The organism is Limnohabitans sp., from assembly GCF_023910625.1.
Classification (GTDB): Bacteria; Pseudomonadota; Gammaproteobacteria; order Burkholderiales; family Burkholderiaceae_C; genus Limnohabitans_A.
The window spans coordinates 60,816-81,958 of the sequence record NZ_JAAVVW010000002.1; the positions used below are offsets into that span (position 1 = coordinate 60,816).

Genomic DNA, 21,143 nt, shown 5'->3' on the forward strand with positions numbered 1-21,143 from the left:
CGATTACCTCAGATAGGGTTCCAGCTCAACGTCACGCGAGAGTGTCAAGGTGAAGGGCGTACCAATGGCCACTGAGCCGGTCGGTGGAATGATGAGGTTACGTGCGATTGTGGACTGAATGACTCGATTCAAGGTCTGGCCTAAGATTGTTCCACTCACGGTGATCTGACCACCTACACCCTCTCTTGATGAAATAGTTTGATCCTGGGTAGGTAACAATTTTGAGACGGCACCCACGATCAGTGCCGTTTTGAATATTTTCCAAAAGTGATTGTTGATCTCGGCAGGAAGTCCGCTTGCGCCTTGCATGTCTGAGGCAGTAGCAGAGCTCAGTGCAAACGATTTGCCGTTGGGAAGCCTGATCCTTGAGCATGCAGCCAGGACCAAAGCCTGTCCTACCATCAACTCGGATTGATACGAACAAGTGATCTCGCTCCCCCGGGGCACCAACAAAGTTCGCTGGGTCACGGAGTCATAAAGATCAGAGCTAACTTTTGCCGTAATTGTTCCGGGCAGATCCGTTTTGAGTGCCCTGGTCAAGACGGTGCGAACAATCGTTCCTTCATAAAGTGTGTGTACGGATCGGGCCGCATTTAACTGAGTTGCCGGAGGCAGGGCCACACCTGCATTTTGTTGGCTCAAGAACCGAGCGTGGGTGCTCTGAACTTCCGAGCTGCCATTGGACGCGGGTTTTCCATCGCCTTGCAGCGCCATTTTTTCGGCAAATTTTTGAGCATCTTCCATCATTTTTTCTGCCTTGGCTTGGCTAGAAAGCAAAATGGTGCCTACGTCAGTGTCTTGGGATTTTGTGGCATCCTTTTTCCGAATCGTCACATCTGTAGCGTCCATGCCCGACAAACGTGCCATTTCTTCTCGTTCATCTGCAAGGCTGGGGGTGGGTGGCGACGTCGGTAGTGGCGGCGTTAAATTTTTGAGAGGGAAATCATTGCCTGATGGACTTACTGGGGGTGTAGGGGACTGCTCTTGTCCAGGGTTCACCACTTCTTTATTTCTCAGCACGTCGTCAACCAAATTGATGGATGTTGGCGCCAGTGGGGGTTCCAAATTCGTTTCTTGGGCGGTTTTTTTGGGCTCAGGCCAAAACAACCATCCCAACAGTAAGACGATTGCAATTACCGAGAGCACCCTTTTCAGGGTTCTGGGAGCAATACCCCTTTGTATCTGGTCACCGTTAGAGCCCACATCGTCGAAATCGGCATTTATGGCCTGCTGTGGTTGCTGGAGGCTGGCCCTGGCCTGTGGGATTTTTGGCCCGTTATTCTGATCGGTCATAAATCTTGGCCTTTATTCTGTAATTCGGACTTGGGCCTTCTCGCCAATCTGCAAGACCCAAATTGGGGCAATGCGATCGATGATCAAAACGTCCCTGTCGCGGGCGTTTTTACGATCAACCACCGTGTAATTGACCGGCATTAGGGTTTCCTTGCCGCGCTGGTTCACCTCGACCATGAATACCGCGGGCAGGTCCTGGATAGCTGGAGGCATGCGTATGTAGGTCCGAATGCCATCGGTATAGGCGTGCATGCCATTGAAGGCAGGGTTGGAGACCTTGACCGTCATGAAACGGAGATCTTCGGGTTCAATAGAATTGGAGCTGAGATTCTGTGATCGAACTGCATCAGCCCTGGATTGGGCTTCTTCGCGGGCAGCAGATGAGGCAGCTTGCAACCTGAGTTGGATCTTTTCTTCGTCATCTGGGTAGCTAAAAATGGCTTTTTGCACTCTCTCGTTGGGTTTTTGAGTCGCTTTCAACTCGAACTGATAAACCCGTTTGCTGGTTACCAGGCTCAAAGATGTATTGATGTCGGGTGCAAGAGCCTTGATGTACAAGTTCTTCTCATTGCCCTCAACCCGCCACCGGATCTTGTCGCCCAATCTGGGTAACTCAATCAGATCTTCATCTGGCCCGAGCACAATGTGTGTGTGCATTCCGACTGTGACATTCAACCCGTACACAACGTCAGGGGTGTATGCGTAGGTGACCACACGAGAATCAAGGTTGCCTGGCAAGGCCGCCACAAGATTACTGCGGTTCGTAGCGTTGGCCGTTGTGACCAGGGAGGTCAAAGAAAAAAGGCTCGCCGAAATGATCGTTGCGACAGCGAGGCTTGATAAATTTTTGAGATGTTTCATGAATTTTCAAAAGTGGTTGCAATGTTTATCGACAGGTCGTTTTATTTGCGCTGGCCAGACTCCATTGAGACGCTGAATCCAGAAACAGCCAGGCCTTCCGGGTTGCGAAAGACATCCTCTCTGGTCTTGTGGCCCACGTTGACGAGGTTGATCGTTGCTGCGTAGGTTGTCTTTTCAGGGTAGGACCCTGGCGAAGGACGGCTAGTAATTTCATACCGCACGATGTACGTCATGTTGGCGATCTTGTTGACCGAGATTCGGGAATACTCGCGCACGTACCCAGGCTTGTCGGCCAAAAGCGCAGCCGGGTTGTTGTCTTGTTTTTCAAGATAGCTGCGAACCTGATCGGCGGCCGTGCCCACCACTTTGGACTGGACGAGCGTGAGATTTCGTTTCCACAGTGCTGGTGACACTTCCACGAGCTCGGACAGAAAACGAGACGCCCATGCCATTTGGATGTCCTCGTCTGCAACAAACTTGCTTGTGGCAGATAGGACTTGCACCTGCCCGTTATCGCCCTTGGCGACTTGGAACACCTCGATATTCGACCGCATGGCCATGGTGACCATGCCTGCTGTACTCACCAAAGCGATGGTTGCAGCGATGAAGCTAGACATACGCCAGGAATTTTTTTCCAGAGACTGCTTCGATCCGCGCTCAAAGTACATGCGAACTGCAGCTTCTTCCATGGGCCCAGGAACGTGGTCTGCAAGTGGTTGTTGCGATCGTGAGTTGGGGGAAAGCATGCGGGTGGTACCTATATTGATTGGACGCAATAAATGATGACCTGCCTAGATTCGTGCTGTCGAATGAATGACGGCGATTTTTCGTGATTTTTTGACCGCCCAAAATTGGGCGGTCCCGCCCAAAATTTCGTTAAAAAAAACCAGCCAATCGGCTGGTTTTGGGCGTAGTACGTGGATTAGGCTTTTCGACTACCAAATTTTTGAGTAACCCTGCAAGGCTGCAACCGGAAATATTGGGTCTGCTGGAGCGATTGGACTGTATCCAGCCGGGACGTTTGAATTGTGGGCTTGCGTCCGATAAACGGTCGGAGCCACATCGTGCCGATGATCTGTTTTTTCTACTGGTCGAGCAGCGAGACGAGATTGGTTTGCGGCTGTCTGTTGGCAAATCGAATTTGCTCTCTCTGCACCAAGGGTGTTCTGCCAAACAAGGGGCGCTACAACATCCCCTGATTCAGTCACTTGGCATTGGATCTTGGACTGGGCGGCAGCCGATCCCGCAAAAATGCACCCAATGAACACGGTGGTTGCAGCCAAGTTAGTGCGAAGAGTTTTTCTCATGGTAAAAATTCCAGGTTGAATTGACACGGCATGAAGGATCATGGTTTTTTACCGCCAGATCCACCAAAATTGGAGTTGAACGAACTTTGGACATTGTTGATCTGACCTTTGGACATTCCAGGGCCCAAACTGCCAGCTGGCGACACTGGTGATGACGATTTAGCGTCGCCAGTCAAAGTCTCGGCGGCGCGAGTGCCGCTTTGTGCGGCACCCGTAGCCATGCCTTCCAAGGCCTTTCCGGCGTCAGATGAACGAGCCTGATCTCCAAATGAACTGATTCCGTTGGTGACAATTTTTGCGGCACTCTTGATTGAATCGCCAGCGCCATTGAGTGCGTTTGTGAGGTTCGTTTTGGCGTTCAATCCAGCAATGGTCGCGTTGGCCACGGCTGCACCGGTAGCAGCAATTTGGCCTGGTCCTGCTTTGGCCAAGTCAAGGGCCATTTTGGCGCCGGCCATACCGGTGACAGCTCCGGCCAAAAGACCCCCACCCATGCCGCTTGCAATAGATCCACCAGCACCGGTCCTGCCTGGGAATAAGGCATCTGTGATAGCCGGGACGGACTCGAATAGTTTGGAAAAACTCAAACTCAAAATAGCAACGCCGATCATGCTCATCAGTGCGCTGTTCCCGCCCACACCAATCCTGTCCACAGTCCCCGTCACGATGGCCGAAATAATCACAAGCACAACTGACGCAACGACCGTCAGCATGGCAGATCCGACTAAGAACTCAAACCACTTGTTGAACCATGGCCGGGTGTAATCTGCGGCAAAGGTTGCAATCATTACAGGGCCAAAAACAATCCCGATTCCAAAATACACAGGCCCCATCACAAAGATGCCAATAATTGTTGCCAGCGAGGTAACCATTAAAAAAATCACCCCAATCATCACAACAAGGGCTCCCACGGCATCGATGACCATAACGGAACCACTAAGAATTCCTACCTCTGACCAAGCGTTTGTGATGTTGGTAAATACTCGGCCCAATGCATCCCAAAAGGTAGATACATAAACTCCAATTGCCGAGCTGCCGTTCGGAGCCAGTGAATTCAATAATGAATTCGCAAGATTCCAGATTTGATCAACCACGATTGAATAACTTGTCAACAAGGCCACAGTGATCGTTGCATAAATAATCACTTCAATCGCAGAACCCATCACAGACTTCTTCTGCAGCATGTCGATGAGCACTTTCCAAACCAAGGATGCGACTGCCAAAGCTGCGGCCAGGCTCAATGCAATTCGGTTGGTTGTGTTTGCCATGGAAAGTGCAGCTGACTTCACGGTATCTGTAAAATTACCCAGTACACCGTTGACAATCCAGTTTGTCATGTCAACAAATGCACCCGCAAGCCCGACAAAATAGCCGGCCCCCAAGGGTGTGGCTGCGTCTCCTGGCTGAATTGGTGCAGCTGCAGTTCCACCACTTTGAGCGTTCGCCACCTGCACAGCAAGCATGGCGAACGAAACCAGCAGTATTTTCAAAAATGGTTTAAGCATTATTTTCGAACCGTTTGGCGCAGGAATTCGGACTCTCTTTCGGAAAGTCTTTGCGCTGACTCAATGTAGGCTTGTTGAGCGGCTTCCTTCTTTTCGCGATCAATGGCCTCTTGCTGAATTTTCTCGCCATCCGCTTGCGCTCCGCTCGACATCATCATCAGCATGGCTTGGTTTTGCTCTATCAAAACACCAACCATTTCAGAGGTTGAAAGCGCCGCATCGGTAACGCCTTGGATTTTTGGCATTTCTTTGGCAATTCGCATATGTTTTTCATAAGCAAGCCGGAGTGACTCTTGTCCAGAGTTGGCAGCTTTGTAAAGAGACTCTGCGGTTTTATCGCCATGAACTCTTCGTTGGCCGATGCTGGCAATAAAGTCTCGCCAAGTCAGGTATTTGTTTCCACCGACGAAAGACCTGTTCAGATCATTTTGAATTTGACTGACTTGGTAGACCGCACCTTTGAGGTTATTGCCTGTTCGGATGAACTGCTTCATGAGCTGTAACTCGTCGGTATCAAGACCCAATTTACCGATGACTACGGAGTCGATATTTCGGGTTGTTTGCCGAACATCCTGAATCGCAGAGATGTAGCTGTTAGCAGTGTTCAAATACTGCTGGATTGACGTATATGTATTCTTTGCGTAATTGGACGGGTCGAATACTATCCGCGCCATCGCTACGCCGGGTGCAATCAAAGCAATGAAAGCGAAAATTTGTACGTAAATGAGACGGCGAAAAACTACTGAGATGACCATGACTCAAGACCTTTCAATTGCGTGATTGATATATGCACTTCTCCAGTCACTCCGTCTTGCAGATGACAACTCATCGTAGAGCTTTTGGAACCGTGGTTCAGAGCGAATTGCAGCAAGAATATGATGATCGAAATTGGTTCGTAAGGTACGGCAAATGTTGCCCGTTACGCGCAAGTAATCACGTTTGGGCATCAGCGTCCCGATCATGTCAATTTGATCGTTGCTCATGCCAAACATGTCCTTGTAGACCCCCCGATGCTGCTCCAGACGCGGATTAGCACCAAGGATCAGATTGGGGATGTTGTCAGCGATGGTGGCCTTCAAAACCTCAGAGTTGATCCCTGAAATACTTTCGGGTGACTGTACTGTCAACCAGACGAATGCATTTTTCTTGCGGAAGGTTTGCAGCCACTCCGTGATGCCAGCTAGGAATGAAGGATTTTTCAGAGCAAAGCTCGCCTCTTCAACGTAAATGAACGTAGGGCGGCCATCAAGCTTTCTCGCGATACTGGTGAATGCGTGATCGAGGAAAGCTCTTGATAGTCGCTCTGACTTCATGATTTCTTTCATCTCAATACAAGTCCATGAGGACAGCTCAAGCTGATCAGATGGACCACCGAAAAATGAGAACGGACCGCCATCGACCCATTCATTGAGCTTGATTTGAATGTCACGCGACAACAACGAATGCAGCGTATTCAAGCTCAGCTCGATATTCTCTGACTTAGCAATCGCACTTATGCGCTGATAAATCTCTTGACGCTGTTCGGCAGTTAAACGCTCTCCGGCCTCTTCAACGCGACGCACGATAAAGTCAGTCGCCCACACAACCTCCAAGTCAGACTCACGAATGTGAGCCAGTGGATTGAGTTGTAACCCTTCGCGCATATCCAGGTGCTCGCCACCAGCAAGGCCTGTGACTATTCGGCAGGAATGATCACGATCAAAAATGATGACTTGTGCGTCAGGAAATCGACTAAATTTCCCAAGGCAATAATTGACATAAGTTGTTTTACCACCGCCAGTTGGGATGACCACCAAGGCGTGTCCCACCTGACCCACAAACGGGTCCATGTGGACCTCAGTACCATACCGTGATGTGAACGTGGCCAGAGCGGGCATGGTTGTGCCATAAACCTCGCTCATGTTCGGTGAGACAGGAGAGCCAGGTCGCAATGATGTGATTGGCATCATGTTGCTGACAAGCTCGGCATTTGCCAGCATGAGTCGCTGGTTGTGCGCCCATTGGCCTGGAATCCCAGACAGAACAGCCGCCTTAAGCCCCAAGCGTTCACGGACGACTGGTAAACGGCCAAGCGACCTCAGCACTGTTGTCGCCAAGGGTGCGAGCGCCATCAGCCGTGCTGGAGAAGAAACTAAGACTACATGAGTGGTAGATAAATCCGAGGTTCTCAGCATTGTTGCGACGCATAGCATCCAAGCACTGAAGCGTATAGATCGTGCATCCCTGGATCAACTTCGGCAGGCTGATTGGTCAAATACGCTGCAACGCGTTGGCGCAGCGTGCTCTGGCTCATTTCGTAGTAGTTGGCATTTTCTTGAACTGCCTGCCGAGACTTGTCGAGGCTTAGACAGTGCAAAACGTGGACCACACGAAATTCAATTGGCATCGCTACGATGTTCGCCAAAGTCTGTACGTTTCCCGGGTACCCATTGAGGGAAACGGTGTAGTTGTACTTCGTTGTGTCAGGCCCGTGAAATGCTACAACCTCACGCCCAAACCTGACGTCAGATGCGGATAACGCTGTATCGAGCAAAGTCCCCGAGCGCAGGTCAATACCGGCTTCAATGTTCAATGTTGGATTTGCGCACCGATACAACACGTCATCCAGATCCATCCCCAAGATGGGTTTGAAGCGAAGAGCGGAGTGCGCAGAGACAAAGGCATTGAAACCGATTTTTGCTTGATCAATGTTGACGTCAAGCTGCCGGGCGTCATACAGCGCCGCCGACTTTGTGGCATTGGATGGATTGAGGGCGTATGCGATCGCAGACATCATGGATGCGCCATCGTCTGTCATGCGTTGGCGGACGTTGTCCATGAAGCGATATACACCCGTGTCACCCGTAAAAAGGATGAACACGTAGGTTTTGAGCGAGAAAACTTGCCCATCCGAGTATCTGGCTGCATCACGTTGAGAGATCAAATCACTCAAAAAGTTGCTTTGCATTCCAGGGAACGGGTCTGCCTCGGTTTTTTTCCGTTTGTCAGTCACGACCCACAAGTAGTAGCGTTCATCCAGTTTCTGCAGTGAGTCCTGCATTTCAAGGAGTGCCCGAGGCAGGTCTTGTCCACCCTCTTCTTCAATGTCCACACCAATGAGTTCATAGGCCGACATGATCGAGCCGTCCTTGTTGAGGATGAGCTCTGGCGTGACTTGTACCAGCCATGGCAGGTGTTCGCTCAAATGACCATCCGAACTTGGCAGTGGCATTCTTGATGGAGTTGGCATGGATGACTTGTCCTATAGCGATGAGCTTTTAGTGAAGAGGCAGGTTTTGGGCATACCCCCTGGGGCGAGAGACCGATGAAGTACCGTGAGAAGGAGAGCCCGCGTGCAATGTGTTGGGGACGACCGCGTGGGTGGAATACACGGACAAAATCCGGTGGTCTTTTTCGTAGAGCCAACGCAACCCGAGGTGCGCCATGGCTCCGAGTGCAAGGCCTAGCAACCCCCATGGAACGCCAAGGATCAACAAAATGATGACCGCAGCAAGCCAGATCATGGTGGCTGTTTTTGCGCCCACTCCCGCCTTCAAACGGGGTTTTCGTAACGCGGGGTAATCTGACAAATTGCTCATCAGCAACCAACGCCGCCTGGCATCACACGCGCAATGATCATCGAAGCAGCTGCGATGACAACAAGTGCCATGACAACACTGGTGATGATCTCGGCAAACAACGATGATTTGCCGAACATCGAATTGATGGCGAAGAGGATGACTGCGAGAACTGCGGTCGCTTTGGCAATCTGTTTCAAGATGTCCACCAGATTACAAATACCGGAGATATCGACACCCTGCGCAACTGCAGTTCCGCTCAGCAAGACAGTAGAAGCTAAGATCAGCCAGAAAAATGATTTCCGGCTTGGTTGGATTTGACTTTTATGCAAGTCATAATCATCTTGCTTCGAAAACAAATTCCATTTCATATGTGCCATTTTTGGATCCTTTAACAGTTGCGACTTCGGTGACTTTTCTCTGACTTTTGAACAGGCCTTCTTCGTCCCGCCAGTAATTGCGTGAGCAGTAAACAACCAGGTTGATGCAGCTTGCGATGTATCTCTGGGACTGCTCTGGTCCCATCTGTACGCCCGGTGGAAGCGACATTTGGAAGAGCATTTCAAGTGTGCTCAAGGCGCCTTCGGCAGACGATGCGTGGAGCGTGGTGACTGATCCGTTATGTCCAGACGAAAGCGCCCGCAGCAAATCGAACGTGTCATCCCCGCGGGTCTCGCTCAAGATGAGGCGGTCATATCGCTCGCGCATAGCGTGTTTGACGAGGACCTTGGCAGTGAGGCCGGACTCGGGTGCGGCCAAGTAACAGTTTTTGTGCAATACCCGCAGAGACATTTCTCGGGCGTCCTCAATGAGACCAATGCGTTCATGAGACGGAAGATGCATCAAAATGGCGTTGGCCAGCGTCGTTTTGCCACCCGATGTAGGTCCAGCAAAAATGCAATTGAGCCGCTTGACGATGATGAGATCAATCAACAGATCGGCCGTCTTCTCGTCCAACATGCCCCACGCAATCAGATTCTCAAGGGTGGGCCTGCTCTCAGGCGGGAGATGTTTGCGAATTGCCAGCGTGGTGCCCAGAGCGTCAACACCTTTGAGGGCGCCGGCAAATCGCAATCCCCCAATGCTGGTTGACACCACTGCGTTTTCCGTGCCGGACTTGAGATCCTTGCCGTGGCCCCCTGCACTCTTGGCGACAGCCGTCAGCGCCATTTCGCGAGCGATTTCTGGAAGGACAATCCCTGTGTTCTCGATAGCCCCGCTGCGCTCAACAAAAACGAGGCCGCCGCCAATGACCATGATTTCCGTGACGAACGGATCATCCATCAGGTGGTTGATAGGCTGCAAGTTCGACGCAATGATGCGTTCGAGATGTGTGGCTGAGAGCATGTGAATGATCTTGCCAACCCAAAGTCCTCAACAAAACATGAATAACACTTTAAAAAATGGAGGATTTGACCGCCCAAATTTGGGCGGTCCTCAATTTGCCAAATCGCAGACGAAAAAAAACCCCGACTGCGAACAGGCGGGGTTTTTCTTGTTAGAACAGTACGTTCCTATTTCATGCACGCGATGGCATGACAACGGCCTTCCAATTGGGGCTGGAGTTCCATGTATCGCCTTCGCGGCTCGCTTGCCGGATGAAGATCTTTGAATCCACCGATTGACCCTTGCGGAACATCACAAACTCGCTTGGAACGCCATCCAGGGAGTTACCCAAGACGGCCGAGGAGAAGGAACAGTGCAAGGCCAAGCCAGCAGCTGAACCCTTGATGCTGTGCACAGGTACGAGGTCTTTTTGTTCGTCATCCAAAGATGAGATCACGACATTTTCGGCCATGAACTCCATCTTGAGATAGTTACCCTCTTTTCCCGACACCGAAGCAACGCGGTTGATTGCGGCTGCAAGAGACCTGCGCGAAAGGACGACTTCGATGCCCTCTTCACTTGAACGAGTTTCATCGGTGAACAAACGCTCACACTCTGGGAAGAGGCCCTCAATGAGGTTCGATACCCAGTACATCTTCTCGGTTTTGAATCCGAGCAGTGTCGTCCCCAGCTTCTCAATGGTGATCACCTCGTCTGGTTCAAACACCGAGATCATCGCTTCAGCACAATTGTGCGGAATGATGACGTTCAGGTCATTGTCCAGCGCGTGGTTGGTGATGTTTGCGTGCATTGCAAAGCCATCCGTGGCTTCGAGAACCAGTTTCCCATCGCGAGACATCAGGTGGACGCCGCAAAGGAAATACCGCATGTCCTTTGTGGCCATGAAGGTTGTGGCTGACTCCGCTGCAAGGCTCAGTTCCTGACCCGTGAGAGTCACGATGGTGGATCTCGTCATTTTCCGGTGCCTGTTGGGGAACAGGCCCTCGATGTACGTGGTGGGCTTCTTCAGTAAGAGGCTTGCACGGGCGTATCGAATACGTGCTCCCCGGTCATCTGACGTGACGGTTAACGCCGTGTCATGTTCCTCGCCCGTCAGCAAGACATTGACCAATGATGCGTCAATTTCCGCCTCGCAACTGTTCCCAATGGGTCCAGTGTTTGGTACTTTGACCGAGGCATAGCCGCCGGCAGTGGCCGCCTCTACGCGCAGTCCATCGCTATCAACGATAAAGATGGCACTTTTTGCGCCCGTGGCGGTCGTAACGCGCTTGAGCGCCGCTTTGAGTTGGCCTACGGTTGTCACTGTAGGGATGATTTTTTGGGTCATAAGACTCCTTTCGATGCCCCGACATGGGGTTGTTAAAAAAGGAGCAAGCCTGAGTGGCTTTCTGATGCAAACACAAACGTGTTGACATGAGAAAGCCCCCGAGGGGGCCTGTTTTAAATTCGCACGCTGGTGATGTCACCGCACTTGAATTCAGGAAGAACACTCGCCAAATGCATGGCGAAATTGATTACCTTTTTTTCCCGCAAATGCGGATGTTGATGAAAGGTGAAGCTGGTGGGCTTTCTTGTGAACTCAGAGCGTGTTCACAAGAAAACCCGCCGAAGCGGGTTTAGGGTTTCAAGCTCTCAAGAAGCTTGATGGTTTGATCATTCAAAGGATCGCACCAAACGAGCCGTGTAGCTGTTGTTGCAGTATTCGCTGGTTTCCCTGCCGTCCTGAAAATTGAAGCAAGCGGCGTAGAACTCATCACCTTTCTCTTGTGATGATGACCAGAAGATGCCGGCCTTCGGTGCGTTTTCGTGACCGAAAATGCTTTTCAGCTCATCAATCGTTGGCAGTCGCCAATTCGAGTGACCGAACCCAAGGGCCGGATCTGTGTTGACCTTTGCGATCAACTCGGATGTATCACCATCACCAGTTCCCCCCGAGCCTGCCCAATTGGTGAGATTGTTCTCCCCTTCGTCAGGTAAAACAAGCCATTGAAGATCGGGTGTTTCGACAACGCATGGCTTATGCGCTTGCGGTTCATGGATCGTGATGTGCCGGGGCTCATTAATTTCGGCCCCCTCTTCTGAAGGCACCCAAATCCATGCGCTGACCCATGCACCATTCTCCGACGCTGCAATCAAAGGCTCATCGTCAATTTCCAGTTCGTCATTGACCTGGGCCCTTGCGATTGCGATGGCGCCAGCATGATTAATGCGGTCCTCATCGATCCTTGTGAGTACATTGGAGAGTTCGCGGACAGCGGCCGCGAGATCGCCCTTCTCCCAGTTTTTGACCACTTCGCGAGCGGCCGATTCAATAATGAGCATGGCTCATCCTTTCAAAAAATATGAAGTTTTGCTTTACCCAGCAGCGTGAGGGTTGAGAACGCGGGCTGGTGATCGAATGCTTTCCGTAGCATGGCCTTACTCAATTGCGCGGGGTAACCGAGTTCCTTAAGTTTGGTGTGGTACGGAGTAGCGATGTCCAGCAGTTCTCGTTGCATGGACTGGGTTGGGGCCTGATTTCTCAGGTGTTTTGATTTGCGTACGAACTCACTGAGGATGGTGTCCTCAATGGTTGTCGTTGTTGCTGTGCTCATTGATGCCTTTCGTGAGCCCAGTCGGGCGTTTAAGAAAAGGCGCAAGCCGTGTGGGCTTTCTGCTGGACTGATGCTCATCACAATCCAGTAGAAAGCCCCCTTGTGAGGGGCTTGGAGCGGTTTTTAAACCGTCTGTGTCTCGGCTTGTGATTTCTTCAAACGTCTCAGTTTGAAGGCCCCAATGTCGCCTTGATTCCAAAGATCATCCCAATCGATGCCCTGGGTGTCCGGGATCTTGATGATCGCCTTGATACCTGCTTCGACGGCTCTTTCTTTGAGAATCTTGGCGTGATGCAGTCCTGGCCGCAGGCCTGTCTTGGGGTTCACTGCATCGTGGTCAGAGGCGATGAGAATCGCCTTTGTGCCCATCGGCCACTTAAATTTAGCCAAGTTGCCGCAGCTGATAGCGGCATAGACCGGATAACGGTTTTTGCAAGCCATGACCCACGCGAGACCTGATTCGATGCCCTCTGTGACGATGACAAGTGCTCCAGTTGCGGTGTTGAGTTGGATTGATTCGCCGCCAATCTTCTCCACCGTAGCCGGCATCAGTTTTTTAACCTGATCCGGGCTTACTCCCGCTTTCTGTCCCGTGCTGCTCAGGTAGGTCCTGTGCAACGTGACTACGTGACTGGGCGATGAGGCATCCACCACCCGCGAAAGCAGACATGGCAAACGCGACTTTTTCGCGGTCTCGCTGTCAAAGTGAAACAACTCATCCCTGAAACGGAATGATGATGCAAGCCAGGACAGATTCAGCCCCACTACCCTGTTTTGAAGGTACAGCTGAGCAGGAGTGTCAATGATTGCTTTGGCTTTGCACCAAGCACGTTTAAGGCCGTCTCTGGCCTTCTCAATCTGCTGAGGTGTTTTGACATCGGGTTCAACCGGTTTGGCTCGTCGAAACTCTGGCTGGTGTTTAGTCCCGCCAATAGCTCCGCGAATCAGTTGAATTGCTCCGCGAACATCTGTGCCATTGACCTTGGCGACCAAAGAGACGCCGTCGCCGGCACCGCAGTGGTTACAGATCCACGTCCCTCTTCCCGCTTTGTTGTCAAAGCGGAACCGGGTTTTCCCGCCGCCCTCAATCGGGCATGGCCCGGATCGCTTGGGATTTTCAATGAGTGCTGGCTCTACCCCAAGCATTGGCAGCACGCGGTGCCAGTCAAGCTCTGCGAAGTTGATTTCCATGTGGTTCCTTTCCGCAATTGCGGGTTGATAAAAACCACTAAGCGATCAGGAAAATCGCTTGCTGCTGAGCCCTGCAATGCAAGGCATCAGGAGCAAGCCCCCTGGGGGACTTGGGAGCGCCCAAATATGAGCGCTCCTTTTTTGATCAAATTGACAAAGCAAAAGCTCGTCGCTTCATTGGGTCAGCGAAGGGGATGTCATCGTCCAGGTCCATGTCGTCAAAACCACCGCCTCCACCCGCTGCACGGGGTGCAGGTTGTTGAGGGGCACGATTTTGATAACCGCCTTGCGATGGCTGTCCCTGTGCAGGCGCGTTACCTTGCGGTTGCGCATTCTGACGAGGCTGGCCGCCAGCAGAATCACCGGAATCACGACCGCCGAGCAATTGAAGCTCGGTGGCCACGATGTCGCAGGTATTCTTTTCAACCCCTGATTGGTCGGTGTACTTGCCGTATTTCAGACGACCTTCGACGTAAACAGGTTTGCCCTTTTTGACGTACTCGCCGGCGATTTCTGCCAAGCGGTCATAAAAGACGATGCGGTGCCACTGCGTGTCTTCAATGACCTCTCCAGTGGCTTTGTTCTTGCGTCGACTGGTGGTGGCGACACTGATGTTGGCAACAGCCCGACCGTCGGGCAGATAGCGAACTTCTGGATCGCGACCGCAATTGCCGATGATTTGGACTTTGTTTAAAGATGCCATGATTTTTTCTCCTGAAGGAATGATTAGGGTTTTTAGGCCCGAGAGGTGAATGAATGAAAGGCCTTAGAGCCCTTCATTTGGTTTAGAGGAATTTCAAGCTGGGAAAACGCCGTAACAGTTACGGTGCGACTTTTTCCACTGCCCGTCTTCCTTGACGTCGACGGTCTGCTTTCCATAGGAAACAATCTGTACCCGGTCGCCAGACTTAAAAGCATCTGTGCCGGTGAACTTTGATTCCAGGTCCACGCCAGTGAAGGCGACTTCCTGGCCGTTTTCTTTTCGCAAGCGAACCGTAAAACTCGAATATGCGGGTCGACCACCCTTGGACGGGTAGTCGCGCATTTCGGCAAACATGACGCGTCCGATGTCACCCTTGGACTTATCGACCGCATTCGCAGTCGAATCGTTGGGCTTCATGCGCTGAGACTCCATGGGGGCGTCTTGCTTTGGTGGAGGGCGTGAACTCGCAGGCTGTTCAACACAGGCCTTTTGCTCGTTTTCAGGGGCTTGCTGATGTGAGCTGCTGTCATCCTTGGCTAACGGCACTGCAGGCGGCTGCTCTTGGGCATCGTCAGTTGCTGGAATGATCTGGCCGGTTGGCGAGACTGCGATCCAGGGGACGGTTTCTTTGAACACACCCTGGTCGAACTGTCGCAGCGTGTAACGCAACGCAGATCCCAGGTCGTTCTCCATGCCTAACGCACAGAGTTCACCTGGAACTATGATGCTCAGCTCGATGGGCCCAACGAATCCATTTTCGTCAATATGGCGGATGAAACGACGGAATTCACCATCGTTACATCTTGCGATATTGAGCAGATTCTTTGGATCAAGCGGATGCTGAACAAAGTCCTCCACAGCTGCTGGTGTCGATGCTGTTGAATAGCCCAATTCCGACTTCCCGTAAAAAATTTCTACGAGTGGAATCGTCAATTTTGGCCAAACCGTTTGAAGTGATTCGACGCCAATGATGATGCCAACGAAAAAGCATGGAAGACCAATTGGGGACGTGATGATTCCCCAAAATATCCACGCAAGTGGAGGCGGGTCTTTACTGAAATCTGGCCCAATTGCCAGGTTAGGTTTTTGCATGGTTTTTTCTCCGATTCTTCCTTTAGAAAAAAGGTGTTGATGAAACGGTGGGCGATATGAAGTCGCTTTCTGATGGGCGCAACGAACGCACATCAGAAAGCGGCTTAGGAGCCGCTTTGGATTGATCAGTTGAGTGGCATGGGCTTTTGTTGTCTGCGCCGCTGGAGAAAAATGAATTTCTTGACCATGGCAACGACAAAAGCAACGATCCAGATGGGTCCACCGAAACAGACGCGAGTTATCACGACCGTTGGCAGCATCATCAAAAAGACAATCGCCGGCACACATCGCGGGCGTGCCCAGCGAAATACGATGGCGATGTAATGAAACAAGCCTTTTTTGTTCAACATGAGGTTTCCTTTGATAGCCCATAGGGCATAGATGGCCCCGGAGGGGGATGGAGTTTTTTGGGGACTGGGTCTTGCAACCAAAAATGGTTACAAGATCCGGGCTAGGCTCTCAGTGCAAGTTAATGCATTTGCTGGGAGAGATCGATGTAGTGACGCATCCGAAGGATCAGATTTGCCCGCTCTTCCGGGTGTTGGGCCACCACGGCTTCAAACATTTGCCGAATCTCTTTTGCAAATGTGTGACTGATGCGCCCACGAATGGATTCGGCATCAGCGTTGACCATGGCGCAGGCTGTATCGAAGGTGATGTAGGCAGGAGTTGCCCACAAGTCGTAGATCCACATGAACTCTTCCCATGCCTCTCGCCTGACTTGCCCAATGGCCTGGGATTCGCCCAGATTCTTGAGTTTGGCGAGCGTTTCAGCCGTTTGCTTGAGTAGCATGCCGTCGAAGACGACATCTTCGAGCACTCTTTCAGACTCATCGTTAGTGAATGCTGGCGTCTGCATGGGTTGCCCCCTGTAGACGTTCATTTCTTGACCAAATAGGTCTTGCATGACTTTCCTTTCCCGACTTAGCGGAGTTGAATAGCCGTGCAGGGTTTCAACCCTTCCAGGAGTCCTCGCCTTGAGGGCTCTTGGAAGGGCTGCAAGCAGCCCCTCGTTTTATTGTTTTAGATCTTCGAGACGTCAATGACCGCGTCACACATACCCAGAAGCTCTGGGGTCTGAGTGATCAGGTATTCGCGCTCGTAGCCACCACGCTCAATCACCGCACGCTTCATCGCCATGTACTGGCGTTTGCGACTGGGATCGAGTGGTCCGTCGGACTCGTCGGAGAACAAAGTCGATGCACGTGTGTCGCTGACCTGGGCCATGTAGAGTGCAATGGCTCGCACCAGACACTCATTGATCCAGACCTTCTCGCCACCCGACATCATCTCCAAGAACTTCGTCTCGCCGCGTTCGTTGTCTTCAACCTGGATTCGGAAAGTTTCCTTGGCTACGCCGGCTTGCGTGTCTTGCTGAGTGACCAGCGAGAGCGCAAACCGACCGCCGTAGCAGTCTTCCAGGAGGTTGTTGGCAATGGACGCAATGGCAGGACCAGCATCGTCGATGGACATAGCGATGATCCCGTCGGTTCCCAAGGCCTTGACGAGCAAGACCCAGTGAGCGATTTCCGCAGCAAGCGCTTCACAGCGCCTGCGTTGCTGGGCCACTACCTCACGACTGAGCCCAGCTTGATGCAGCTTGGCTTGGGCGTGGGCAATGTCCTGACCGCGAGCGGACAGATCGGCTTGGGTCTTCTCGATATCGGCACGCAAACGTGTCTTTTGGTCGGTGAGGACATTCACGTCGTCGCTTTGCGAGATCGCTGGCAACGTAATGCGAATGCGCTCAAGGCCTTCCAATGCATTTGCGTGAGTGGTATTGATGTGCTTGATTTGCACGGCAATCTCACTGTCCACGGCGTTCAGCTTGGCTTGAGCTTCGCGGACGCGAACCTCTGCCTGGGCCAGATCGTCGAGAGCCGTAGTAAGCCGATCACGTATCGCGGGGATGCTTTCTTGGGCTTGCTTGACCGCTTCTGCAGCCAAAGCCGTGTTTTGGCACTGCTGCAACTGCACGTCGATCTTGCCGATCTCAGTTCGAATCCCGGTTGCCTCAACTTCGCAGGCCTTGAGCCGATCAAGCTCCGTGAGTAGCACACTGCGCTGATCAAGCTTTGCGCGATAGCCATCGCGAGCGCCTTGGAGCTTTACCTCGGTATCTGGGATATTTTCTGCTGCCCCGTTGGCTTGCGTAAGCAGTTTGCAACGACCACTCAAGTCGGTCCCTTGGCAAGGCACCTCACTCAAGAGCTTGGCAGTTTCCTGCGCCGCCACAAGTGCGTTGGCCAGATGTTCGCCGTCCTTCTTTGCGTTGGCAAGTTCAGTGGCAAACACCGTGACACCAGACTGCACCGATTCAAGCTTGAGCAACTGCGGTGTCAACTGATCGAGCCGGCCCTGTTTTGAAGCCTTGTCAGTCTGCAATTGAGGGATGGTACGAACGGCCGCATCTACTTTGGCGAACGTGGCTGCTACCTGAGTCAGTCGCTGGAGTTCGTTTTGCAACGAGCCAACAACCTCTCTGGCAGAGCGTTCGCCACTTTGGACAGAGTTGAGTGAGTTGTTGGCCTCACGGCGCAACTCATCTCGTTTGGCGTCAATCCCGGCCAAAAGGTTTTGGTGGGCGGTGACCGCTTCGTTGAGTTGGCGATTGAAGGCTTCGTGCGCTTGACGAGCTGCTGCAAGCTGCTCAGCATCTTTACCCGCCGCCGCGATGCGGGCGATGAGTTCGGACTCGCGTGACGTCATTGTTGCCAATTCCGTCTTTGCGATTTCGCACTGAGCTGAAAGGTCGGCAATGCTCTGAGTGATCACCCCCTCGTCGGGTATGTTCGCCTCAGTGCGGCTAACCTCATCTTGCATCGCCGAGAGTCGCGGCTTGAGGGCCTTGACGATCTCGTTGGCCTTTCCCGAAAGTTCGGATGACCTGTTGGCGCCAATCATATCAGCGATCAGACGTTTTACGTCACTCGCCGACATGTTTCCGATTGGCTCTTTCCCCTGTGCGCTGAACTGCGCTTGGAAAAAGACTTCGGGTTTTCCGAGGACCGCCTCGATGGCCCCATCGTAGGTGTCGGTCTTGCCGTCTGACTGAGCGCCTGTTTTGAGATCTGTCCAAGGTGTTGTCGCACCATTGGCATCGACCACATAGAGGTAAGCCTCTGTCTTTTTGGTTTTGGCCGTTGAGCGAAACCGCAAAACGCTTTGGTACCGAACACCACAGTGCTCCCACAACAACTCCTTTGAGCCCTCGCCGCCTACGATGTGCTCGTAGTAGGAGAAAGCCGAAGGACTTGGCTTGGATGCCCGGGAAGGCATCAGCCTGTATGGCGTGAGGTTGTCCATGATGGTCGTTTTGCCTGCACCGTTAGGGCCGGCAATGGCGACGATTTGGGCGTCCATGGGGACCGACTGTTCCAGATCCAGGATGATCTGTTTCTTGCCTTGTCCGCTGGCGATTCCAGCGAAGTTTTCCAGTGTGAGACGAAGTGGTCTCATGGTTGACCTTTCTCCCGAATGAACGGGGTGTTGATGAAAGGGTCAAGCCTGTGGGCTTTCCAAAACTCACTTTTGAAGTGAGCAATGGAAAACCCACCGAAGTGGGTTGGGTTGGTCTAAGCCAGGTTTGGTCTTGGCTTGAAAGTGAATTTACAAGTTCGCCTGCGCGTCCTGAACGGCCATACCAAATGTCACCCAATCAGGATCGGTGAGTGGATATTTGGAGTCAGAAGCATTTACGGTACCAACATGGATCTCCTTCAAATGCAGCAACTGTTCAGGCGAGAGTCGTTTTGATTCTTGCTTGGAAATCGGGTAAATCTCTTTACTTGGAACTTTCTGAACTTCCGCATGCGGAATAAGCCGCTCACGCAGCCTGCTTGCAAAGTGTTGGCAAACATCATGGCTATTGAATGGAATGGCCGTGACGTTTTTCAGTTCCTCTGCAACTGCTTCGTCAAAAGCGCTTGGTAATGATTGCTGAGCTTTCCCCGCAATCCATTCTTCCAATGACACTTGATCGCGAGTCCAGTCTTTTTCATCGTGGCAGTATGCAAAACGTGCGCACAAACTTCGATGAAAGTTTTTAAACTCGGCTTCCCAATTGCGCTGATTACTGTCGCCTGTTTTGATCATGCCGGGCGGTTGTTGACTCAGATGTTCGGGAAGTTCTTTCAAGCCCTTGAGACCCAGCAAAAGATGGGGCCAAGTGAGGACCGCGTCCGTATTGATGATTCCGTAAGCAACCAGAACATCAATAATTGCCGCTGCAATCGTGGCTTCCTGATCGGTTGTGATGGGGTTTAAATTGGTCATTTGAGACCCTTTCTCCGCAAATGCGGTGTTGTTGAAAAACAAGCAGGCCGGGTGGGCTTTCTGCTGGGTGGGGCCCAGTAGAAAACCCGCCGAAGCGGGTTTGGTTTTTGAGGCGTCAGCACCACTGCAACCGATAACGAAAGCAGTTGTACATGACGTACTTGTTGCGAAGGGTTGGTCTGCCGCTGGAGTACCAGACATGGCGAGCCACGGGCCTGGTGCATTGCGCATCGGAATAAAGGACAACATCCGACCGATCGCCAAGGCCATGAGCCTTTGCGATCGAATCGGTGGTTGCCTCCCGACGCCCGAAGAGCGTCAGGAGTTCCATTACGCAAACGCCATGAGGAGCTTGGACTCTGCTGCTGCCTTGAGGTTGGCGCTGGCGCCAAACATCGAGCTGCTGAAGCGGTTCTCGGCGTTGCGTGCACGGACATGGTGATCCGCGTACTCTGTCACCGCGTTGAGTAAGCCCCACGCAGTTCCGCTGACACCTGGAAGTTCTGAGCCCTTGGCCTCGCCGTTGAACAGCCCCATGATCTTCACGAAAGCCTTGGATTCGCGAACTTCCTTTTCGCCGCCAGTGGTGGCGGGCAAGAGGCTTTCGACGAAGTTTTGGGCGTCGTGTTGGGTCATGTTGACCTTGGCGAGGTTGCGCATGTTGCCCAAGAAGTGGCTGAACGCCTGACTTCCGATGAGGCCCATTTGCTCCTTCACAGCGTCCGGGTTGAACACAGTGTTGTGGCGGACCTTGACGGTTTGACCATCCTCGCAGTGCAACGCGATCGCTTGCGTATTCCAGCAAACAACACGGGTGCTGACAAATTTGGCCGTTGTCGCCAGAGAGCCATCACAGCTCGTGATGAGCAGCAAATAGGCCTTCAAGCGGTCCGAACCGAACACGTCGTTTTCGATGTTGGTCTTGGCCAAGGCCCAGATACGGCGACCTTCTTTGAGAGCCCCCAGGGTCTCGATTGTGAAACCTTCTCGCTCGACGAGCGAACGGAAGAATTCAATCACCTGCTTGGGTTGCACCACCTTGTAGGCGGAGCCGACGATGGACAGGGGTACGTTGTTGTCGCTGCGGTACAGCACCTTGTGTTCGGGGAAATTGCGTAATTCACCATTGGTGAACTGTGCGACCGAATCTTTGATGCTCCACTCCAGGTGTCCCAGCTTGAGCCACTCTTCGAGACTTGCGTCAGGAGGAACGACTTGGCCGAGACCGTGCCATGGTTGTGCGCCTGTGTAGGCCATTTCTGCTTGGCCATTGAAGAGACTGAGATGGTGTGCCATCTTGATTTCCTTTCGTTTCCCAATTGGGAAGGGGTTGATGAAAGGAATAAGCCGGGTGGGCTTTCTGCTGGGTCCTAACTTAGGGACGCCCAGTAGAAAGCCCCCAATGACGGGGGCTTAAA

20 protein-coding genes are annotated in these 21,143 nt (G+C 52.3%); all 20 read right to left on the reverse strand.

Annotated features, from left to right (window positions below; translation table 11 throughout):
• Positions 1–3: 3 nt before the first annotated feature.
• Positions 4–1,293 (reverse strand): TrbI/VirB10 family protein, encoded by a 1,290-nt coding sequence (locus HEQ17_RS00380; protein WP_296290737.1) that lies wholly within the window; start codon positions 1,291–1,293, stop codon positions 4–6.
• Between the two features lie 12 nt (positions 1,294–1,305).
• Complete coding sequence (locus HEQ17_RS00385) at positions 1,306–2,154, reverse strand: TrbG/VirB9 family P-type conjugative transfer protein (RefSeq protein ID WP_296290738.1); 849 nt, start codon at positions 2,152–2,154, stop codon at positions 1,306–1,308.
• Between the two features lie 41 nt (positions 2,155–2,195).
• Positions 2,196–2,843, reverse strand: coding sequence for a type IV secretion system protein (locus HEQ17_RS00390; RefSeq protein ID WP_296290739.1), 648 nt, complete (start codon positions 2,841–2,843; stop codon positions 2,196–2,198).
• A gap of 656 nt (positions 2,844–3,499) precedes the next feature.
• Positions 3,500–4,951 (reverse strand): type IV secretion system protein, encoded by a 1,452-nt coding sequence (locus HEQ17_RS00395; RefSeq protein WP_296290740.1) that lies wholly within the window; start codon positions 4,949–4,951, stop codon positions 3,500–3,502.
• A 14-nt stretch (positions 4,952–4,965) separates the two neighbouring features.
• Entirely contained in the window at positions 4,966–5,721 is a 756-nt protein-coding gene (locus HEQ17_RS00400; RefSeq protein WP_296290741.1) for a hypothetical protein, read from the reverse strand.
• A gap of 3 nt (positions 5,722–5,724) precedes the next feature.
• Positions 5,725–7,077: a hypothetical protein gene (locus HEQ17_RS00405; RefSeq protein WP_296290742.1), complete on the reverse strand. Its 1,353-nt coding sequence runs from the start codon at positions 7,075–7,077 to the stop codon at positions 5,725–5,727.
• Positions 7,078–7,133: 56 nt separating this feature from the next.
• On the reverse strand, positions 7,134–8,195 hold the full coding sequence (locus tag HEQ17_RS00410; protein WP_296290743.1) for a hypothetical protein: 1,062 nt from the start codon (positions 8,193–8,195) through the stop codon (positions 7,134–7,136).
• 348 nt (positions 8,196–8,543) lie between these two features.
• Positions 8,544–8,903, reverse strand: coding sequence for a TrbC/VirB2 family protein (locus HEQ17_RS00415; protein ID WP_296290744.1), 360 nt, complete (start codon positions 8,901–8,903; stop codon positions 8,544–8,546).
• Entirely contained in the window at positions 8,863–9,870 is a 1,008-nt protein-coding gene (locus HEQ17_RS00420; protein ID WP_296290745.1) for an ATPase, T2SS/T4P/T4SS family, read from the reverse strand. The genes HEQ17_RS00415 and HEQ17_RS00420 overlap by 41 nt, the downstream gene beginning before the upstream one ends.
• A 172-nt stretch (positions 9,871–10,042) precedes the next feature.
• Positions 10,043–11,197, reverse strand: coding sequence for a hypothetical protein (locus tag HEQ17_RS00425; RefSeq protein ID WP_296290746.1), 1,155 nt, complete (start codon positions 11,195–11,197; stop codon positions 10,043–10,045).
• Positions 11,198–11,523: 326 nt separating this feature from the next.
• Positions 11,524–12,192, reverse strand: a complete 669-nt coding sequence (locus HEQ17_RS00430; RefSeq protein ID WP_296290747.1) for a DUF1566 domain-containing protein — start codon at positions 12,190–12,192, stop codon at positions 11,524–11,526.
• An 11-nt stretch (positions 12,193–12,203) separates the two neighbouring features.
• Complete coding sequence (locus tag HEQ17_RS00435) at positions 12,204–12,542, reverse strand: hypothetical protein (protein ID WP_296290748.1); 339 nt, start codon at positions 12,540–12,542, stop codon at positions 12,204–12,206.
• A 45-nt stretch (positions 12,543–12,587) separates the two neighbouring features.
• Positions 12,588–13,655 carry a toprim domain-containing protein gene (locus HEQ17_RS00440; RefSeq protein WP_296290749.1) on the reverse strand — a complete coding sequence of 356 codons (1,068 nt, stop codon included), beginning with the start codon at positions 13,653–13,655 and terminating at the stop codon, positions 12,588–12,590.
• Positions 13,656–13,800: 145 nt separating this feature from the next.
• Positions 13,801–14,358, reverse strand: a complete 558-nt coding sequence (locus HEQ17_RS00445) for a single-stranded DNA-binding protein (RefSeq protein WP_296290750.1) — start codon at positions 14,356–14,358, stop codon at positions 13,801–13,803.
• A gap of 93 nt (positions 14,359–14,451) precedes the next feature.
• Positions 14,452–15,450, reverse strand: coding sequence for a hypothetical protein (locus tag HEQ17_RS00450; protein WP_296290751.1), 999 nt, complete (start codon positions 15,448–15,450; stop codon positions 14,452–14,454).
• 125 nt (positions 15,451–15,575) lie between these two features.
• Positions 15,576–15,800, reverse strand: a complete 225-nt coding sequence (locus HEQ17_RS00455; RefSeq protein ID WP_296290752.1) for a hypothetical protein — start codon at positions 15,798–15,800, stop codon at positions 15,576–15,578.
• A 119-nt stretch (positions 15,801–15,919) separates the two neighbouring features.
• On the reverse strand, positions 15,920–16,357 hold the full coding sequence (locus HEQ17_RS00460; protein WP_296290753.1) for a hypothetical protein: 438 nt from the start codon (positions 16,355–16,357) through the stop codon (positions 15,920–15,922).
• Positions 16,358–16,473: 116 nt separating this feature from the next.
• Positions 16,474–18,909 carry an AAA family ATPase gene (locus tag HEQ17_RS00465; protein WP_296290754.1) on the reverse strand — a complete coding sequence of 812 codons (2,436 nt, stop codon included), beginning with the start codon at positions 18,907–18,909 and terminating at the stop codon, positions 16,474–16,476.
• Positions 18,910–19,059: 150 nt separating this feature from the next.
• Positions 19,060–19,995 carry a hypothetical protein gene (locus tag HEQ17_RS00470; RefSeq protein ID WP_296290755.1) on the reverse strand — a complete coding sequence of 312 codons (936 nt, stop codon included), beginning with the start codon at positions 19,993–19,995 and terminating at the stop codon, positions 19,060–19,062.
• 60 nt (positions 19,996–20,055) lie between these two features.
• Positions 20,056–21,021: a DUF932 domain-containing protein gene (locus HEQ17_RS00475; RefSeq protein ID WP_296290756.1), complete on the reverse strand. Its 966-nt coding sequence runs from the start codon at positions 21,019–21,021 to the stop codon at positions 20,056–20,058.
• Positions 21,022–21,143 lie beyond the last annotated feature (122 nt).

Bases quoted from the DNA above. Each gene is read 5' to 3' on its own strand.
- HEQ17_RS00455 (WP_296290752.1), bottom strand. From the start codon at position 15,800: ATGTTGAACAAAAAAGGCTTGTTTCATTACATCGCCATCGTATTTCGC.
- HEQ17_RS00380 (WP_296290737.1), bottom strand. From the start codon at position 1,293: ATGACCGATCAGAATAACGGGCCAAAAATCCCACAGGCCAGGGCCAGC.
- HEQ17_RS00425 (WP_296290746.1), bottom strand. From the start codon at position 11,197: ATGACCCAAAAAATCATCCCTACAGTGACAACCGTAGGCCAACTCAAA.
- HEQ17_RS00390 (WP_296290739.1), bottom strand. From the start codon at position 2,843: ATGGAAGAAGCTGCAGTTCGCATGTACTTTGAGCGCGGATCGAAGCAG.
- HEQ17_RS00405 (WP_296290742.1), bottom strand. From the start codon at position 7,077: ATGGCGCTCGCACCCTTGGCGACAACAGTGCTGAGGTCGCTTGGCCGT.
- HEQ17_RS00450 (WP_296290751.1), bottom strand. From the start codon at position 15,450: ATGCAAAAACCTAACCTGGCAATTGGGCCAGATTTCAGTAAAGACCCG.
- HEQ17_RS00410 (WP_296290743.1), bottom strand. From the start codon at position 8,195: ATGCCAACTCCATCAAGAATGCCACTGCCAAGTTCGGATGGTCATTTG.
- HEQ17_RS00470 (WP_296290755.1), bottom strand. From the start codon at position 19,995: ATGGCCTTGGCGATCGGTCGGATGTTGTCCTTTATTCCGATGCGCAAT.
- HEQ17_RS00420 (WP_296290745.1), bottom strand. From the start codon at position 9,870: ATGCTCTCAGCCACACATCTCGAACGCATCATTGCGTCGAACTTGCAG.
- HEQ17_RS00475 (WP_296290756.1), bottom strand. From the start codon at position 21,021: ATGGCACACCATCTCAGTCTCTTCAATGGCCAAGCAGAAATGGCCTAC.
- HEQ17_RS00400 (WP_296290741.1), bottom strand. From the start codon at position 5,721: ATGGTCATCTCAGTAGTTTTTCGCCGTCTCATTTACGTACAAATTTTC.
- HEQ17_RS00430 (WP_296290747.1), bottom strand. From the start codon at position 12,192: ATGCTCATTATTGAATCGGCCGCTCGCGAAGTGGTCAAAAACTGGGAG.
- HEQ17_RS00460 (WP_296290753.1), bottom strand. From the start codon at position 16,357: ATGCAAGACCTATTTGGTCAAGAAATGAACGTCTACAGGGGGCAACCC.
- HEQ17_RS00385 (WP_296290738.1), bottom strand. From the start codon at position 2,154: ATGAAACATCTCAAAAATTTATCAAGCCTCGCTGTCGCAACGATCATT.
- HEQ17_RS00435 (WP_296290748.1), bottom strand. From the start codon at position 12,542: ATGAGCATCAGTCCAGCAGAAAGCCCACACGGCTTGCGCCTTTTCTTA.
- HEQ17_RS00415 (WP_296290744.1), bottom strand. From the start codon at position 8,903: ATGGCACATATGAAATGGAATTTGTTTTCGAAGCAAGATGATTATGAC.
- HEQ17_RS00465 (WP_296290754.1), bottom strand. From the start codon at position 18,909: ATGAGACCACTTCGTCTCACACTGGAAAACTTCGCTGGAATCGCCAGC.
- HEQ17_RS00445 (WP_296290750.1), bottom strand. From the start codon at position 14,358: ATGGCATCTTTAAACAAAGTCCAAATCATCGGCAATTGCGGTCGCGAT.
- HEQ17_RS00440 (WP_296290749.1), bottom strand. From the start codon at position 13,655: ATGGAAATCAACTTCGCAGAGCTTGACTGGCACCGCGTGCTGCCAATG.